Origin of the sequence: Pseudomonas sp. RAC1 (assembly GCF_030658255.1) — a bacterium.
GTDB lineage: Bacteria > Pseudomonadota > Gammaproteobacteria > Pseudomonadales > Pseudomonadaceae > Aquipseudomonas > Aquipseudomonas boreofloridensis.
This window is the reverse complement of sequence record NZ_JAUTXS020000038.1, coordinates 29,554-45,696: the sequence shown is the minus strand read 5'-3', so window position 1 is coordinate 45,696 and position 16,143 is coordinate 29,554. Positions and strand designations below refer to the sequence as shown.

The window sequence follows — 16,143 nt, the reverse complement described above, 5'->3', positions numbered from 1 at the left end:
ATAGCTTGAAGCTTGGAACTTGCCGCTTGAAGCTTGAAACTTGAAGCTCGCCGCTATTTCTTGTGCTTGGCGAAGGCAGCCTCCAGGGCTTCGTTGAGTGTGCGCAGCACCTTGACCCTGGCCCAGCGCTTGTCGTTGGCTTCCACCAACGTCCAGGGCGCGATCTCGGTGCTGGTACGGTCGACCATGTCACCCACCGCCTCGGCATACACATCCCACTTGTCGCGGTTGCGCCAGTCCTCTTCGGTGATCTTGTAGCGCTTGAACGGGATCTGCTCGCGCTGCTCGAAACGCTCCAGTTGGGTCTGCTGATCGATTGCCAGCCAGAACTTCACCACCACCACGCCGGCGTTGCTCAACTGCTCTTCGAAATCGTTGATCTCGCCGTACGCACGCATCCAGTCGGCCGGGCTGCAGAAGCCTTCGACGCGCTCCACCAGCACCCGTCCATACCAGGAACGGTCGAAAACGGTGAACTTGCCGCGCGCCGGCACGTGTCGCCAGAAGCGCCACAGATAGGGCTGGGCGCGCTCTTCTTCGGTGGGCGCGGCGATCGGCACGATGCGGTACTGGCGCGGATCCAGGGCGGCGGCGACGCGGCGGATGGCACCGCCCTTGCCTGCCGCGTCATTGCCCTCGAACACGGCCACCAAGGCGTGTTCGCGCATGCGCTTGTGGCGTAGCAGGCCGGCCAGACGCGCCTGCTCGGCCACCAGCTGCTCCTGGTAGTCCTGCTTGTCCAGGCGTCGGGTCAGGTCCAGCGCATCCAGCAGGCTCATGTGGTCGATGCTGCGGCCCAGCGGCGCGACGTTGGCCTGACGCGTGTTCTTGGCGTTGGCCAGCGCCGCCTGCAGGCTCTCCAGCAGGATGCGCCCGACGGCCAGTGCACGGTAATTGGGCTCGACACCTTCGATCACATGCCAGGGCGCATAGTCGCGGCTGGTGCGGCGCAACACACGCTCGCCGAAGCGCACGAAGCGGTCGTAGGTCTGCGACTGCTGCCAATCCAGCGGGCTGATGCGCCAACTGTGCAGCGGATCGTCGCGCAGGGTCTTGAGTCGGGCCTTCATCTGTTTCTTGGACAGGTGGAACCAGAACTTGATGATCACCGTGCCTTCGTCGCAGAGCATCTGCTCCAGACGCTCGGCACCATTGATGGCCTGGTCGAGCACCGCATCCTTGAACTGACCGTGGACCCGGCCCTGGATCATCTGGCTGTACCAGTTGCCGAAGAACACGCCCATCCGCCCCTTGGGCGGCAGCGCGCGCCAGTAGCGCCAGGCCGGGGGCCGGGCCAGCTCCTCGTCGGTTTGCTGGTCGAAGGTGCGCACCTCGATCATCCGCGGGTCCATCCACTCGTTGAGCAGCTTGACCGTCTCGCCCTTGCCAGCGCCCTCGATGCCATTGATCAACACGATGACCGACAGCCGCGCCTGCTGCTTGAGCTCGAACTGCGCCTCGAGCAGGGCCTCGCGCAGTGCGGGCACCTCGGCGTCATAGGTGTGCTTGTCGATGCTGTGACCGATTTCCGCGGATTCGAACATGGAGGGCTCCTTCACTGGACCGGCCTAAGCTACAAGCTGCGAGCGGCAAGCTGCAAGAAAAAGCGCGGCGTGCCACTATTGGCGCTTTCCCGCAGTTTGAAGCGCGCTGCTTGCAGCGCTCAGAGGCCATGTCCGATAACGCCCCTCTCCAGCACGCCCAGATCGACTGGGATGCGCAAGGCCGCCCCCATTCGCGGCAGTACGACGACGTCTACTTTTCCAAGAACGAAGGCGTGCATGAAACGGTGTACGTGTTCCTGGAACGCAACCACCTGGCTCAGCGCTTTGGCGCATTGGGCGCGCACGACTGCCTGGTGATCGGCGAGACCGGTTTCGGCACCGGCATGAATTTCTTCTGTGCCTGGCAGTTGTTCGATCAGACCGCCCAGGCCGAAGCACGCCTGCATTTCGTCAGCGTCGAGAAATATCCGCTGACCCGCGCCGACCTGGCCCGCGCCGCCGCGCTATGGCCGGAGCTGTCGGCCTACAGCGACGCATTGCTGGCACAGTACGTGGCCATTCATCCGGGCTTTCAGCAGTTCAGCTTCGATCAGGGTCGCGTCACCCTGACCTTGTTGGTCGGCGATGCCCTGCAGCAGCTACCGCTGCTCGATGCGCGCATCGATGCCTGGTTCCTCGATGGCTTCGCCCCAGCGAAGAACCCGGACATGTGGACGCCCGAGCTGTTCGCTCAACTGGCCCGCCTCTCACACCCAGGTACCACCCTGGGCACCTTCACCACCACGGGGTGGGTACGCCGCAGTCTGCTGGCGGCCGGGTTCGCCATGCGCAAGGTGCCGGGGCTAGGCAAGAAATGGGAGGTGATGGGCGGCGAGTTCGTCGGGACGCCCGACCATCCGCACGCCGCGCCCCCCTCTGCGCCCTGGTATGCCCGTCCTGCTGCGGTCCGAGGACCTCGGCAAGCCCTGGTGATCGGCGCCGGGCTGGCGGGCTGCGCCAGTGCCGCCAGCCTGGCGGCGCGGGGTTGGCGGGTCGAGGTGCTGGAGCGCCATGACGCTCCGGCCCGCGAGGCGTCCGGCAATCCGCAGGGCGTGCTGTACCTCAAGCTCTCGGCCCATGGCACGGCCCTGTCGCAGATGATCCTTTCCGGTTTCGGCTACACCCGACGCTGGCTCGAGCGGCTGCAACGCGGTCGCGACTGGGACGACTGTGGCGTGCTGCAACTGGCCTTCGATGCCAAGGAGCGCGCGCGTCAGGGCAAGCTTGCAGCCGCCTTCGACAGCCGCTTGCTGCATGGGGTCGAGCGCGAACAGGCCCAGGCCATCGCGGGCATCGACCTGGCCAGTGGCGGCCTGTTCTATCCCGAGGGCGGCTGGGTGCACCCGCCGGCGTTGTGCCAGGCGCAATTGCAGCACCCACGCATCCGCCTGCTGACCCACCGCAGCGTGCTGGAACTGCGCCGGGACGCGGACCTGTGGCAGGCCTGGGACGGCGAGCAGTTGCTGGCCAGCGCACCGCTGGTGGTCTTGGCCGGTGCCGCCGAGGTGCGTCAGTTCCCAGCCTGCGCCGAACTGCCACTCAAGCGCATTCGCGGACAGATCACCCGGGTGCCGCTCACCCCGCGCAGCCAATCCTTGAGTACCGTGGTCTGTGCCGATGGCTACGTGGCCCCGGCGCGTCACGGCGAACATACCCTCGGCGCCAGTTTCGACTTCCACAGCCAGGACCTCGCCCCCACGGCCGCCGAACACGCCAGCAACCTGGCACTGCTGCAGGCGATTTCCCCAGACCTGGCGCAACGCCTGGGCGCCGCCGAGCTGGATCCGACCCGCTTGCAAGGGCGTGCCGCCTTCCGTTGTACCAGCCCCGACTACTTGCCGATCGTCGGCCCCCTGGCCGATCCCGGCGCGTTCGCCGATACCTACGCCGTGCTGGCCAAGGACGCTCGCCAGGTCCCCGCCATCGACTGCCCCTGGCTGGATGGCCTGTACGTCAACACCGGCCATGGCTCTCGCGGCTTGATCACCGCGCCCCTGAGCGGCGAGCTGATCGCCGCCTGGGCCAGCGGTGAACCCCTGCCGCTACCGCGCGCCGTGGCCGAAGCGTGCCACCCGAACCGCTTCGCCTTGCGCAAGCTCATTCGCGGGAAGTAACCGCCCTCAGTGCCGAACGCCATTCGTCGCTTATAACGGATCGATCTAAAACTCTGCTAATTCACCTGGGTCAGTTCCTTAAGGTGCCCCATGGGAGGGCACTTTTCCCCAACGGCAAAACCGGTAAGGACTTATGTGCGGATTAGCAGGAGAGTTGCGTTTCACCCCCCTCGACCAAGCCCCTCGCCCGGCGGACCTCGCCGCGGTGGAGCGCATCACCCACCATCTGGCGCCCCGTGGCCCCGATGCCTGGGGCTTCCACAGTCAGGGGCCTATCGCCCTCGGTCACCGGCGACTGAAGATCATGGATCTGTCCGACGGCTCGGCGCAGCCGATGGTCGACAACACCCTGGGGCTGTCGCTGGCGTTCAACGGCGCCATCTACAATTTCCCTGAACTGCGCCAGGAACTGCAGGACCTGGGTTACAGCTTCTGGTCCGACGGCGACACCGAGGTGCTGCTCAAGGGTTACCACGCCTGGGGCGCGGCGCTGCTGCCCAAGCTCAACGGCATGTTCGCCCTGGCGATCTGGGAGCGCGACAACCAGCGCCTGTTCCTGGCCCGCGATCGCCTGGGCGTCAAACCGCTGTACCTGTCGCGCAACGGCGAGCGCCTGCGCTTCGCCTCGACGCTGCCCGCGCTGCTCAAAGGTGGCGACATCGATCCGATGCTCGATCCAGTGGCCCTCAACCATTACCTGAATTTCCACGCCGTGGTCCCAGCACCGCGCACCCTCCTGGCCAACGTGCAGAAGCTCGAACCGGGCACCTGGATGCGCGTCGACCGGCACGGCGAGGTAGAGCGCCAGACCTGGTGGCAACTGCAGTACGGCCCCAAGCCCGATGAACGCGAACTCGACCTGGAAGGCTGGACCACCCGCGTACTGGACGCCACCCGCGAAGCGGTCGCCATTCGCCAGCGCGCCGCAGTCGATGTCGGCGTGCTGCTCTCCGGCGGTGTCGATTCGAGCTTGCTGGTCGGCCTGCTGCGCGAAGTGGGCGTGGAGGACCTGTCGACCTTCTCCATCGGTTTCGAAGACGCCGGCGGCGAGCGCGGCGACGAATTCCAGTATTCGGACCTGATCGCCCGCCACTACGGCACCCGCCACCACCAGTTGCGCATTGCCGAGCACGAGATCATCGATCAACTGCCTGCCGCCTTCCGCGCCATGAGCGAGCCGATGGTCAGCCACGATTGCATCGCCTTCTACCTGCTCTCGCGGGAAGTGGCCAAGCACTGCAAGGTGGTACAGAGCGGCCAGGGCGCCGACGAACTGTTCGCCGGCTATCACTGGTATCCCCAGGTCGATGGCGCCAGCGACGCCTTCGGCGCCTACCGCAATGCCTTCTTCGACCGCAGTCATGACGAGTACCGCGAAACGGTGCAGGCGCCCTGGCTGCTGGACAACGACGCGGCTGGCGATTTCGTCCGTGAACACTTCGCCCGCCCGGGCGCGCCGGATGCCGTGGACAAGGCCTTGCGCCTGGACAGCACGGTGATGCTGGTCGACGACCCGGTCAAGCGCGTCGACAACATGACCATGGCCTGGGGCCTGGAGGCGCGCACGCCCTTCCTCGACTACCGCCTGGTGGAACTCTCTGCACGCGTGCCAGCGCGCTTCAAGCTGCCGGACGGCGGTAAACAGGTGCTCAAACAGGCCGCGCGGCGGGTCATTCCGCACGAAGTGATCGACCGCAAAAAGGGCTATTTCCCGGTCCCCGGCCTCAAGCACCTGGAAGGCGCCACATTGAATTGGGTACGCGAACTGCTCACCGACTCGAGCCAGGATCGCGGCCTGTTCAACCCCGCGATGCTCGATCGCCTGCTGAGCAATCCCCAGGGTCAGCTCACGCCGCTGCGCGGCTCGAAGCTGTGGCAGTTGGCAGCCCTGAACCTGTGGCTCAGCGAACAAGGAATCTGATCCGATGAAACCCCAAAGTGCCTATGAACAGCGCTTGCTGCGCGGTCAGGCGCCCTCCTACGAGCGCCTGCAGGCGCGTCTGGCTGGAGATGGCAGCGAACCGCACGATCAGCCACGCGCCGTGCACTGCGGTTGGGGCAGGCTGCTGATCGGCCACACCTACCCGGACCCGGCGCAACTGGCCCAGGCGCTGCTGGAAGAACAAGCCGGCGAGCGCGACATCGCCCTGTACGTCGCGGCGCCTCACCAGTTGTTGGCCCAAGCGCCGCAGCAGTTGTTTCTCGACCCGTCCGACACCTTGCGCCTGTGGTTCAGCGACTACCGCCCGGCCCAGCGTGTGTTTCGCGGCTTTCGTATCCGTCGGGCGCAGAACGACGCGGACTGGCAAGCGATCAATGCGCTGTATCAAGCGCGCGTCATGATGCCGGTGGTGCCCGAACTGCTCACCCCGCGCCATCTCGGCGGCCCGGTGTACTGGATCGCCGAGGACGAAGACTCCGGTGCGGTGATCGGCAGCGTCATGGGCCTGAACCACAGCAAGGCGTTCGACGACCCTGAACACGGCAGCAGCCTCTGGTGCCTGGCGGTCTCACCGCAGTGCAGCCGCCCGGGTGTCGGCGAAGTGCTGGTGCGACACTTGGTGGAGCACTTCATGAGCCGTGGCCTGGCCTACCTGGACTTGTCGGTGATGCACGACAACCGCCAGGCCAAACGGCTTTACGACAAGCTTGGCTTTCGCAACCTGCCGACCTTCGCCGTCAAGCGCAAGAACGGCATCAACCAGGCGCTGTTCCTCGGCCCAGGCCCTGAAGTGGGGCTCAATCCCTATGCCAAGATCATCGTCAACGAAGCACTGCGCCGGGGCATCGAGGTGCAGGTAGACGACGCCAACGCCGGTCTGTTCACCCTGAGCCTGGGTGGACGTCGGGTGCGCTGTCGCGAGTCGCTGAGCGACCTCACCAGCGCGGTGACCATGACCTTGTGCCAGGACAAACGCCTGACCCGCCAGGTGTTGCACGCGGCGGGCCTGCAAGTGCCCGCCCAGCAACTGGCAGGCAGTGCCGACGACAACCTGGCGTTTCTCGAAGAGCACGGCTCACTCGTGGTCAAGCCGGTGGACGGTGAGCAGGGCCAGGGCGTGGCCGTCGACTTGCGCGCGTTCGACGAGGTTTCCCAGGCTGTTGAACAGGCGCGTCAGTTCGACAGCCGAGTGCTGTTGGAGAGCTTCCACGCCGGACTCGATCTGCGCATCCTGGTGATCGGGTTCGAGGTGGTGGCCGCAGCCATTCGCCATCCCGCCGAGATCATCGGCGATGGGACGCAAAGCATCCAGGCGCTGATCGAGGCGCAGAGCCGCAGGCGTCAGGCCGCCACCGGCGGCGAGAGCCGCATTCCCATGGACGAAGAAACCGAACGCACGGTGCGTGCGGCAGGCCTGGGCCTGGCCGATGTGCTGCCGACCGGGCAGCGCCTGGCAGTGCGCCGCACCGCCAACCTGCACACCGGTGGCACGCTGGAGGACGTCACCGAGCGTCTGCACCCGGTGCTGGCGGACGCGGCCGTGCGTGCTGCCAGAGCCCTGGAAATTCCGGTCGTGGGCCTGGACTTCATGGTCCGCGATGCACAGCAGCCGGACTACGTCATCATCGAGGCCAACGAACGCGCCGGGCTCGCCAACCACGAACCACAGCCCACTGCGGAGCGATTCGTGGATCTGCTGTTCCCGCACAGTCAGGCCCTGACCTGAATCAATGGCGGTTCATCGCGGATACACCACAACGTGTAGCAGCGGCATCGGGCCGCTGCGCCTCAGCCGCGCTGAACCGATCGCACACACCAAGGAGTACCCATGTCCGAACGCCTCCCCGAACCTGACCTGGACTACCTGAAGAAAGTCCTGCTGGAGATGCTCGCCATTCCCAGCCCCACCGGGTTCACCGACACCATCGTGCGCTACGTCGCCGAACGCCTGGACGAACTGGGCATTCCGTTCGAGCTGACCCGCCGCGGCACCATCCGCGCCACCCTCAAAGGTCGCCAGAGCTCGCCCGACCGCGCCGTGTCCGCGCACCTGGACACCATCGGCGCCAGCGTGCGCCAAGTGCAGGACAACGGCCGCCTGGCACTCTCGGCAGTCGGCCACTGGTCCAGCCGCTTCGCCGAAGGCAGCCGGGTCAGCGTATTCACCGACACCGGCGTGTTTCGCGGCAGCGTGCTGCCCTTGATGGCCAGCGGGCACGCCTTCAATACCGCGATCGACCAGATGCCTGTCAGTTGGGAGCACGTCGAAGTGCGCTTGGACGCCTACTGCACCACTCGCGCCGATTGCGAGGCGTTGGGTATCGGTATCGGCGACTTCGTCGCGTTCGATCCGCTGCCGGAGTTCACCGACAGTGGCCATATCAGCGCCCGTCATCTGGACGACAAGGCCGGCGTCGCAGCATTGCTGGCGGCACTCAAGGCGGTGGTGGAAAGCGGCCAGCAGCCACTGATCGACTGCCACCCGCTGTTCACAATCACCGAAGAAACCGGCTCGGGCGCCGCGGGCGCATTGCCTTGGGATGTCAGCGAGTTCGTCGGTATCGATATCGCGCCGGTAGCGCCGGGGCAAGCGTCCAGCGAGCATGCGGTGAGCGTGGCCATGCAGGATTCGTCCGGGCCCTACGACTATCACCTGTCGCGCCACCTGTTGAAGCTGGCCGGGGACAACGAGTTGCCCGTGCGCCGCGACCTGTTCCGCTACTATTTCAGCGATGCCCATTCGGCCGTGACCGCCGGGCACGACATCCGCACCGCGCTGGTCGCCTTCGGCTGCGACGCCACCCATGGCTACGAACGCACCCACATCGACAGCCTGGCGGCGCTGACCCGGCTGCTGTCAGCCTACCTGCTGAGTCCACCGGTGTTCGCCAGCGACTCGCAGCCGGCCAATGCCTCGCTCGAGCGTTTCAGTCATCAACTGGAGCACGACACGCAGATGGGCAGCGACACTCCAGTACCCGCTGTGGACAGCTTGCTCGGCAACAAACTCTGATCCCAGGCGAACCGGGCCGCCCCTGCAGGGGCGGCCTCGACCCTGTTCGCATCACCCCCCGATTACTGCGACATGCAACTTTCCAGTAGCATGCAGCCATCTCCTTTCCAGCCGACAGCGACCATGCTCATTCCCTACGATCAACTCGAAGCCGACACCCTCACCCGCTTGATCGAAGATTTCGTCACCCGTGACGGCACCGACAATGGCGACGACACGCCACTGGAAACCCGTGTACTTCGGGTGCGTCAGGCCTTGGCCAGAGGCCAGGCGTTCATCCTCTTCGATATGGAAAGCCAGCAGTGCCAGTTGCTCGCACGCCACGACGTGCCCGCCGAGCTGCTCGATCAGGCCGAGTGACCGGACGCCGGCTCCTGTTCGAGCGCCTGGTCCTTGATGCGCTTGTGGATTTCCGCCCGGTGCACCGCCACCTGGCGCGGTGCGCTGATGCCGAAGCGCACCACCCCGCCTTCGACGGCCATCACCTTGATGCGGATGTTGTCGCCGATGGTGATCACCTCGCCGACTTCGCGTCCCATTACAAGCATGCTCCGATCCTCCAGACCGAGGGAAAATCCGAGCCTGCTCCGGGCCTTGGCGCTTATCAATCAGACCCGTCTTAAATAGACCTAACCTACACCGCAAGGTAAAAAGCCTTACAGACGGCTCCTCAATCCAGCCCTATTGAGACGAGCGCCCCTTGGCGCGCATCTTCACCGCCATGCTCGCCATTTCATCGTAGAGCTTCTCGGGCGCTGCGCATTTGAGGCGCCAGGCCTCACGCCCCGCTTCGTGGGGCAGGATCAGGAACTCGCCCGCCGCCACCTGCGCATGGATATGCTCGGCGATCTGCGCGGCGCTGATGGGCGAGCCTTCCAGCAGCTTGCCGACCTGCGCCTTCATGGCCGGGTTCGGCCCCCGGAAGGAATCGAGCAGGTTGGTCTGAAAGAATGACGGGCATACCACATGCACGCCCACGTCCACCTGCCGCAACTCCACCAACAGGCTTTCCGACAGCGCCAGCACGCCAGCCTTGGCCACGTTGTAGTTGCTCATGCCCGGTCCTTGCATGAGCGCGGCCATGGACGCGATGTTGACGATGCGCCCCTTGCTGCGCTCGAGCAGCGGCAGAAACGCCTTGCAGCCCTTGACCACACCCATGAGGTTGACCGCGATCTGCCAGTCCCAGTCCTCCAGCGACAATTCGGCGAAAAAGCCCCCGGAGGCGACCCCGGCGTTGTTGACGATCACGTCGATTCCGCCGAACTGCGCCTCGCAGGCCTGGGCCAGCGCAGTGAGCTGGCTGTAGTCGCGCACATCGCAGCGCTGCACGAAGCCCTCGCCACCGGCGGCACGCACCTGTTCGAGGGTTTCGCGCAAACCCACCTCGTTGACATCGGCCAGCGCCATGCGCCAGCCCTCGCGCGCCCAGCGCAGGGCAATCTCGCGGCCCAGGCCTGATCCTGCGCCGGTGATCATGATGCGGTCTTGCATGGTGGCTGGCCTTGTGCTGACTGAAGTAGCGCCGAGTCTAATCAACGCGCAGCCGTCGGGCAGGGTTCATCAGGCCAGTGAATGCAGCGGCATGACCCGGCAGTCAGTGCCCTGTGACAGTGTCCACGACACCCGATGGAATCTTTCGCAAGCGGCGCCAGTCGGAGCTTACAAGAGGCCAGCAGTTCGTGGCCCTTGACCCCCAACCATGCAAGGACTCTGTCATGACCACGATCCTCATCATCATCCTCATTCTGCTGCTGATCGGTGGCCTACCGGTCTTCCCCCACTCGCGCAGCTGGGGCTATGGCCCGTCCGGTATCGTCGGCGTGGTGCTGGTCGTGCTGCTGGTACTGTTGTTGCTCGGCAGAATATGACCCACCCGCAGGCCCGCAAATGAAGACGCCCCGCAATGCGGGGCGTTTTCATGGGTGCACCAGTAAAGAGGGATCAGTGCGAGACAGCGCCTGAAGCACCCAGGCCGGTCTGCGAGCGAACGAACTGCGGGTAGAACAGCGCACGCTCCTCATCGGCCGCCTTGGACTTGTCGGTGATCGAGAAGAACCAGATACCGACGAAGGCGATGAGCATCGAGAACAGCGCGGGATACTCATACGGGTAGATGGCCTTCTCGTGACCGAGAATCTGTACCCAGATGGTCGGGCCGAGCACCATCAGGCCCACCGCGCTGATCAGGCCCAGCCAGCCGCCGATCATCGCGCCGCGGGTGGTCAGCTTCTTCCAGTACATCGAGAGCAGCAGTACCGGGAAGTTGCAGCTGGCGGCGATGGAGAACGCCAGGCCTACCATGAAGGCGATGTTCTGCTTCTCGAACAGGATGCCCAGGCCGATCGCCAGCACGCCCAAGGCGACGGTGGTGATCTTCGACACGCGGATTTCGTCCTTGTCGTTGGCCTTGCCCTTGCGCCAGACGCTGGCGTACAGGTCGTGGGACACCGCCGAGGCGCCGGCCAGGGTCAGGCCGGCGACCACCGCCAGGATGGTGGCGAAGGCCACCGCCGAGATGAAGCCCAGGAACACGCTGCCGCCCACCGCGTTGGCCAGGTGCACCGCCGCCATGTTGTTACCGCCCAACAGCGCGCCGGTGGCGTCCTTGAAGTCCGGGTTGGTGCTGACCAGCAGGATGGCGCCGAAGCCGATAATGAAGGTGAGGATGTAGAAATAGCCGATGAAGCCGGTGGCATACAGCACGCTCTTGCGCGCTTCCTTGGCGTCGCTGACGGTGAAGAAGCGCATCAGGATATGCGGCAGGCCGGCGGTGCCGAACATCAGCGCAAGGCCCAGCGAGAAGGCCGAGATCGGATCCTTGACCAGACCACCCGGACTCATGATCGCCTCGCCCTTGGCGTGCACCTTGATCGCTTCGGAGAACAGCGTGTTGAAGTCGAAGCCCACATGCTTCATCACCATCAGTGCCATGAAGCTGGCACCGGAGAGCAGCAGCACCGCCTTGATGATCTGCACCCAGGTGGTGGCGAGCATGCCACCGAACAGCACGTACAGGCACATGAGGATGCCGACCAGCACCACTGCGACGTGGTAGTCCAAGCCGAACAGCAACTCGATCAGCTTGCCCGCGCCGACCATCTGCGCGATCAGGTAGAACGCCACCACCACCAGCGAGCCGGAGGCCGACAAGGTGCGGATCTCTTTCTGTCCGAGGCGGTAGGAGGCGACATCGGCGAAGGTGTACTTGCCCAGGTTACGCAGGCGTTCGGCGATCAGGAACAGGATGATCGGCCAGCCCACGAGGAAGCCGATGGAGTAGATCAGGCCGTCGTAGCCGGAGGTGAAGACCAGCGCGGAAATACCCAGGAACGAGGCGGCGGACATGTAGTCGCCAGCAATCGCCAGGCCATTCTGAAAGCCGGTGATGCGCCCGCCAGCAGCGTAGTAGTCCGAGGCCGACTTGTTGCGCTTGGAGGCCCAATAGGTGATGCCGAGGGTAAAGCAGACGAAGGCCAGGAACATGACGATCGCCGAGACGTTCAGCGGTTGCTTGTGCACCTCGCCGGTGATCGCATCGGCAGCCCACACGGCGGGTGCGAAGGCACCGCAGGCAAGTACAGCCAGGGTTTTGGCGTGACGGATCATTGCTGCGCCTCCTTCAGGATCGCCTTGTTCAGCTCATCGAATTCGCCGTTGGCGCGCCGTACGTAGATGGCGGTGAGGATGAAGGCCGAGAGGATCAAGCCCACGCCCAGGGGAATGCCCCAGGTGATGGACGAACCGGCGCTGATCTTGGCGCCGAGAATCTGCGGGCCATAGGCGATGAGCAGGATGAAAGCGCAGTAGAGGCCGAGCATGATCGCCGAGAGGATCCAGGCGAAGCGCTCGCGCTTGCTGACCAGCTCCTTGAAACGCGGACTTTCTTGTATCGATCGGTAGATGCTGTCGTTCATTGTTTTTGTCCTAGCAGCAACACAGTAAGGGGAGAACCCGCCTTAACTTTATGCTGCCGGTGGACGTCAACCAGACGACCTTAGTCTTAGATGCAACAGTGTTTTACATGGACTGCAATAAATAAAGGCCGGCGCGCCTGGATCGCGGGTTGCCCACGGCCCAGGCGCGCCGGCCCTGACGGTTACTTGCCCGTCCACTCCTTGACGCGCTCTGGGTGCTTGGCCACCCAGTCTTTGGCTGCCGCTTCAGGCTTGGCGCCCTCCTGGATCGCGAGCATGACCTCGCCGATCTCATCCTTGGACTGCCATTGGAACTTCTTGAGGAACTCGGCCACTTCCGGCGCTTTGGTCGCCAACTCCTTGCTACCGATGCTGTTCACGGTTTCCGCAGCGCCAAACACGCCCTTCGGATCTTCCAGGAACTTGAGTTTCCACTTGGCGAACATCCAGTGCGGCACCCAACCGGTCACCACGATCGGCTGCTGCTTGGCCTCGGCACGCCCCAATTCGGAGGTCATCGCCGCGCCAGAACTGGCCGTCAGCTTGTAACCGGTCAGGTCATAATCCTTGATAGCTTGCTCGGTCTTGATCATCACACCGGAACCGGCGTCGATCCCGACGATTTTCTGCTTGAAGCCGGCGTCGGTCTTGAGGTCGGCGATACTGCTGGCTTTGACGTACTCCGGCACGATCAGGCCAATCTTGGCGTCTTTGAAGTTGGGGCCGTAGTCGACGACGTTATCCTTGTTCTTGGCCCAGTACTCGCCATGGGTGACCGGCAGCCAGGCCGAGAGCATGGCGTCGAGTTTACCGGTGGCCACGCCCTGCCACATGATGCCGGTGGCAACCGCCTGCAGCTTCACGTCGTAACCGAGTTTCTGCTCGATTACTTGGGCGGCGACGTTGCTGGTTGCCACACTGTCGGACCAGCCATCCACGTAACCGATGCTGATTTCCTTGGCCATGGCTTGCCCTGCGCCCATGGCGAGCACCAAAGCACCGGCCACACCCAGGAAACGTCGCGTTCTTTTAATTGTCGCCATCGAAAGCATCCCCTCGTCAGGTCTTGGAGATTCCATCATCGACCTGCCGGACCGCGCGACCTGCTCCATCAACGACCTTCACCGAGCGATCAGCGACAGCACTTGGCCATTAACGTCATCGGGCCGAAGTCTTCTGCGCGATCCTTGCATGCCAAATGCTTGGCGCCGGGCTACTATCCACCGCTTACCCCGATCACTCGCGCCAGACGATGGACCGCTCGATGCCCAGCCCACCCCGCATCCCCCTCTCCTACTGCCTCGCCTGCCTGATCGCCGTGCTCGGCCTCGGCGCCCTCTGGTACGGGCTTGGCAGGCCGATCCACCTGCCTGATGCGGCCAGTCCCACGCACAAACTGCAATGCGCCTCCTACACCCCGTTCGACAAGGATCAGTCACCCTTCGACCAACCCTTCCGATTGCGCCCGGCGCGCATGGACGCCGACCTGGCGCTGCTGGCCGAGCGATTTCAGTGCATCCGCACCTATTCCATGAGCGGTTTGGAAGCCATACCGGCCCTGGCGCGCAAGCATGGCTTGAAGGTGATGCTCGGCGCCTGGGTCAACGCCAACCCGGTGGACACCGACAAGGAGCTGGCGCTGCTGGTCGAAGCGGCCAACGCCAACCCGGACGTGGTCAGCGCGGTGATCGTCGGCAACGAGACACTGCTGCGCAAGGAGGTCACCGGCCAGCGTCTGGCCGAGTTGATCACGCGGGTGAAAAGTCAGGTCAAGGTGCCGGTCACCTACGCCGACGTGTGGGAGTTCTGGTTACAGCATCCGCAGGTGGCGCCAGTCGTGGACTTTCTGACCATCCACCTGCTGCCGTACTGGGAGGACGACCCACGCGGCATCGACGACGCCCTGGCCCACGTCGCCGAGGTCCGACGCACGTTCGGCGCGCGTTTCGCGCCCAAGGACATCTTCATCGGCGAGACCGGCTGGCCCAGCGAGGGACGTCAGCGGGAAACGGCCGAGCCCAGTCGGGTCAACGAGGCACGCTTCGTTCGCGGCTTCGTCGCGCTGGCCGAGGCCAACGGCTGGCACTACAACCTGATCGAAGCCTTCGATCAACCCTGGAAGCGCGCCAGCGAGGGCGCCGTGGGCGGCTATTGGGGGCTGTACGACGCCGACCGGCAAGACAAGGGCGTGCTCGAAGGGCCGGTCAGCAACCTGCCGCTGTGGCCGCAGTGGTGGTTGGCCAGTACCGCACTCACGCTGCTGATCCTGACCCTGGCCGGTCGCCCGGCACAGGCCCGTGCGGCATGGCTGCTACCGCTGCTGGCCGCCACCGGTGCCGGTTGCCTGGGCCTGTGGGGCGAGCTGGCGCGGACCAACGCGCGCTTTGCCGGCGAGTGGCTCTGGGTGCTGCTGCTGGCGGGGCTGAATGGGCTGGTGCTCTGCCACGGCGCGCTGGCCCTGGCGCAGCGCGACGGCTGGCGTCAGCGTCTGTTCGTCTGGCTCGAGGCGCGTGCCGGTGGCTGGCTGCTGGCGGCCGGATTTGCCGCCGCGGTGAGCATGCTGGCGATGGTCTTCGACGCACGCTATCGCAGTTTTCCCAGTGCGGCCCTGCTGGTGCCAGCTCTGGTGTACCTGCTACGCCCGGTGCCGACGAGAAGGGCCGAAGCGGCGCTGCTGGCCTTGATCGTCGGCGCCGGTATTGCGCCGCAGCTCTATCAGGAGGGCCTGTACAACCCTCAGGCGTGGGGCTGGGCAGCCGTCAGCCTGCTGATGACCGCAGCGCTGTGGCGCAGCCTGCGCACGCGATGAACGACGCGCGACCTGGAAGGACTCAGCCAACGATCACTGATTGGCTGACGTCCATGAGCAAGGGCAGCAACTCCTGCCGCACCCGCTCCACCGGCCAGACACTCAACTGCGCGGTGATATTGATGGCCGCCACCACCTGGAAGTGCACGTTGCGAATCGGCGCCGCAATGCCCACCTGACCGACCAGCACCTGTTCCTGGGTCAGCGAGTAACCCTGCTCGGCGGCCTGGCGGATGCACTGCAGCAACGTCGCCTTGTCCGTTTCCGTCTGCCCGGTGAACGCCGTCGGCACCACCTGTTCCAGGCTGGCCTGCACGCGCTCAGGCGGTAGATCGGCGAGCAGCACCCGGCCGGCCGAGGTGCACCAGGCCGGCATGCGCCGGCCCGGCAGCATTTCGGCGAAGGTCTGGTTCGGCCCCGGCACTCGCAGCACATAGACGATGTCGTGCCCCGACAGCACGCTGAGATTGACCGTAAGGTTGCAGCGCTCGCGAATCAACTTCAACGCGGGCAGCGCGCGGCTGACCAACGGCGAGGCGTTCAGGTAAAGAAAGCCCAGCTCCAGCGCCTTGTGAGTGAGGCTGTAGCGGCGCGAAGACTCATCCTTGGCCAGATAGCCCAGCTCGCACCAGGTATGGGTGAAGCGCTGCGCGGCGCTCTTGGTCATGTCGCAGGCCTGAGCCAGCTCTGTCAGCCCCAGCGATGACTGCCCTGCCCGGAACACTTCCAACACACGGATACCTTTGTCCAAGGTCTCGATGAACTGCGGATGCTGCTGGCGGGTAGCGCGGTCATTCATATCTG

Annotated in this window: 14 protein-coding genes; 7 read left to right on the top strand and 7 right to left on the bottom strand. The window is 64.8% G+C overall.

The window, feature by feature from the left end; genetic code table 11:
• Positions 1–53: 53 nt before the first annotated feature.
• Complete coding sequence (gene pap / locus Q7C30_RS17565) at positions 54–1,544, bottom strand: polyphosphate:AMP phosphotransferase (protein ID WP_317872251.1); 1,491 nt, start codon at positions 1,542–1,544, stop codon at positions 54–56.
• Positions 1,545–1,672: 128 nt separating this feature from the next.
• On the opposite strand from pap, the gene mnmC reads away from it, so the two are divergent.
• From mnmC to Q7C30_RS17540, 5 genes are all read left to right on the top strand, one after another.
• The gene (gene mnmC, locus Q7C30_RS17560) at positions 1,673–3,658 is read left to right on the top strand and encodes a bifunctional tRNA (5-methylaminomethyl-2-thiouridine)(34)-methyltransferase MnmD/FAD-dependent 5-carboxymethylaminomethyl-2-thiouridine(34) oxidoreductase MnmC (protein WP_317872250.1); all 1,986 of its coding nucleotides are present in this window, start codon (positions 1,673–1,675) and stop codon (positions 3,656–3,658) included.
• Positions 3,659–3,791: 133 nt separating this feature from the next.
• Complete coding sequence (locus tag Q7C30_RS17555) at positions 3,792–5,579, top strand: N-acetylglutaminylglutamine amidotransferase (protein WP_304483363.1); 1,788 nt, start codon at positions 3,792–3,794, stop codon at positions 5,577–5,579.
• 4 nt (positions 5,580–5,583) lie between these two features.
• On the top strand, positions 5,584–7,326 hold the full coding sequence (gene ngg / locus Q7C30_RS17550; protein WP_317872249.1) for an N-acetylglutaminylglutamine synthetase: 1,743 nt from the start codon (positions 5,584–5,586) through the stop codon (positions 7,324–7,326).
• Positions 7,327–7,428: 102 nt separating this feature from the next.
• Complete coding sequence (locus Q7C30_RS17545; protein WP_029611958.1) at positions 7,429–8,613, top strand: osmoprotectant NAGGN system M42 family peptidase; 1,185 nt, start codon at positions 7,429–7,431, stop codon at positions 8,611–8,613.
• A 123-nt stretch (positions 8,614–8,736) separates the two neighbouring features.
• Complete coding sequence (locus tag Q7C30_RS17540; protein WP_317872248.1) at positions 8,737–8,973, top strand: YheU family protein; 237 nt, start codon at positions 8,737–8,739, stop codon at positions 8,971–8,973.
• Here the strand turns inward: Q7C30_RS17540 and csrA are convergent.
• Together csrA and Q7C30_RS17530 are read right to left on the bottom strand one after the other, a co-directional pair.
• Entirely contained in the window at positions 8,961–9,161 is a 201-nt protein-coding gene (csrA, locus tag Q7C30_RS17535) for a carbon storage regulator CsrA (RefSeq protein WP_029611960.1), read from the bottom strand. The two genes, Q7C30_RS17540 and csrA, sit on opposite strands and share 13 nt — an antisense overlap.
• Before the next feature lie 133 nt (positions 9,162–9,294).
• Positions 9,295–10,107 (bottom strand): SDR family oxidoreductase, encoded by an 813-nt coding sequence (locus Q7C30_RS17530; protein WP_116888725.1) that lies wholly within the window; start codon positions 10,105–10,107, stop codon positions 9,295–9,297.
• Positions 10,108–10,331: 224 nt separating this feature from the next.
• Here Q7C30_RS17530 and Q7C30_RS17525 point away from each other — a divergent pair, with 224 nt between their 5' ends.
• Positions 10,332–10,484 carry a DUF3309 family protein gene (locus Q7C30_RS17525; protein WP_009682861.1) on the top strand — a complete coding sequence of 51 codons (153 nt, stop codon included), beginning with the start codon at positions 10,332–10,334 and terminating at the stop codon, positions 10,482–10,484.
• A gap of 73 nt (positions 10,485–10,557) precedes the next feature.
• Here Q7C30_RS17525 and Q7C30_RS17520 read toward each other — a convergent pair whose 3' ends face one another.
• The 3 genes from Q7C30_RS17520 to Q7C30_RS17510 form a co-directional block, all read right to left on the bottom strand.
• A complete protein-coding gene (locus Q7C30_RS17520) occupies positions 10,558–12,222 on the bottom strand; it encodes a cation acetate symporter (protein WP_039579306.1) in 1,665 nt (554 codons plus the stop codon).
• Entirely contained in the window at positions 12,219–12,530 is a 312-nt protein-coding gene (locus Q7C30_RS17515; protein WP_029611961.1) for a DUF485 domain-containing protein, read from the bottom strand. The genes Q7C30_RS17520 and Q7C30_RS17515 overlap by 4 nt, the downstream gene beginning before the upstream one ends.
• 182 nt (positions 12,531–12,712) lie before the next feature.
• Positions 12,713–13,573, bottom strand: a complete 861-nt coding sequence (locus Q7C30_RS17510; protein ID WP_317872247.1) for a glycine betaine ABC transporter substrate-binding protein — start codon at positions 13,571–13,573, stop codon at positions 12,713–12,715.
• Between the two features lie 209 nt (positions 13,574–13,782).
• On the opposite strand from Q7C30_RS17510, the gene Q7C30_RS17505 reads away from it, so the two are divergent.
• A complete protein-coding gene (locus tag Q7C30_RS17505; protein WP_317872246.1) occupies positions 13,783–15,339 on the top strand; it encodes a beta (1-6) glucans synthase in 1,557 nt (518 codons plus the stop codon).
• A gap of 22 nt (positions 15,340–15,361) precedes the next feature.
• Here Q7C30_RS17505 and Q7C30_RS17500 read toward each other — a convergent pair whose 3' ends face one another.
• Complete coding sequence (locus Q7C30_RS17500; protein WP_317872245.1) at positions 15,362–16,138, bottom strand: IclR family transcriptional regulator C-terminal domain-containing protein; 777 nt, start codon at positions 16,136–16,138, stop codon at positions 15,362–15,364.
• Between the last annotated feature and the right edge of the window lie 5 nt (positions 16,139–16,143).

What these genes read in the sequence shown, in the direction of transcription:
- Q7C30_RS17555 (WP_304483363.1), top strand. Translation starts at nt 3,792, where the DNA reads ATGTGCGGATTAGCAGGAGAGTTGCGTTTCACCCCCCTCGACCAAGCC.
- Q7C30_RS17520 (WP_039579306.1), bottom strand. Translation starts at nt 12,222, where the DNA reads ATGATCCGTCACGCCAAAACCCTGGCTGTACTTGCCTGCGGTGCCTTC.
- mnmC (WP_317872250.1), top strand. Translation starts at nt 1,673, where the DNA reads ATGTCCGATAACGCCCCTCTCCAGCACGCCCAGATCGACTGGGATGCG.
- Q7C30_RS17530 (WP_116888725.1), bottom strand. Translation starts at nt 10,107, where the DNA reads ATGCAAGACCGCATCATGATCACCGGCGCAGGATCAGGCCTGGGCCGC.
- ngg (WP_317872249.1), top strand. Translation starts at nt 5,584, where the DNA reads ATGAAACCCCAAAGTGCCTATGAACAGCGCTTGCTGCGCGGTCAGGCG.
- Q7C30_RS17525 (WP_009682861.1), top strand. Translation starts at nt 10,332, where the DNA reads ATGACCACGATCCTCATCATCATCCTCATTCTGCTGCTGATCGGTGGC.
- Q7C30_RS17505 (WP_317872246.1), top strand. Translation starts at nt 13,783, where the DNA reads ATGGACCGCTCGATGCCCAGCCCACCCCGCATCCCCCTCTCCTACTGC.
- Q7C30_RS17545 (WP_029611958.1), top strand. Translation starts at nt 7,429, where the DNA reads ATGTCCGAACGCCTCCCCGAACCTGACCTGGACTACCTGAAGAAAGTC.
- csrA (WP_029611960.1), bottom strand. Translation starts at nt 9,161, where the DNA reads ATGCTTGTAATGGGACGCGAAGTCGGCGAGGTGATCACCATCGGCGAC.
- Q7C30_RS17540 (WP_317872248.1), top strand. Translation starts at nt 8,737, where the DNA reads ATGCTCATTCCCTACGATCAACTCGAAGCCGACACCCTCACCCGCTTG.
- Q7C30_RS17510 (WP_317872247.1), bottom strand. Translation starts at nt 13,573, where the DNA reads ATGGCGACAATTAAAAGAACGCGACGTTTCCTGGGTGTGGCCGGTGCT.
- Q7C30_RS17515 (WP_029611961.1), bottom strand. Translation starts at nt 12,530, where the DNA reads ATGAACGACAGCATCTACCGATCGATACAAGAAAGTCCGCGTTTCAAG.
- pap (WP_317872251.1), bottom strand. Translation starts at nt 1,544, where the DNA reads ATGTTCGAATCCGCGGAAATCGGTCACAGCATCGACAAGCACACCTAT.
- Q7C30_RS17500 (WP_317872245.1), bottom strand. Translation starts at nt 16,138, where the DNA reads ATGAATGACCGCGCTACCCGCCAGCAGCATCCGCAGTTCATCGAGACC.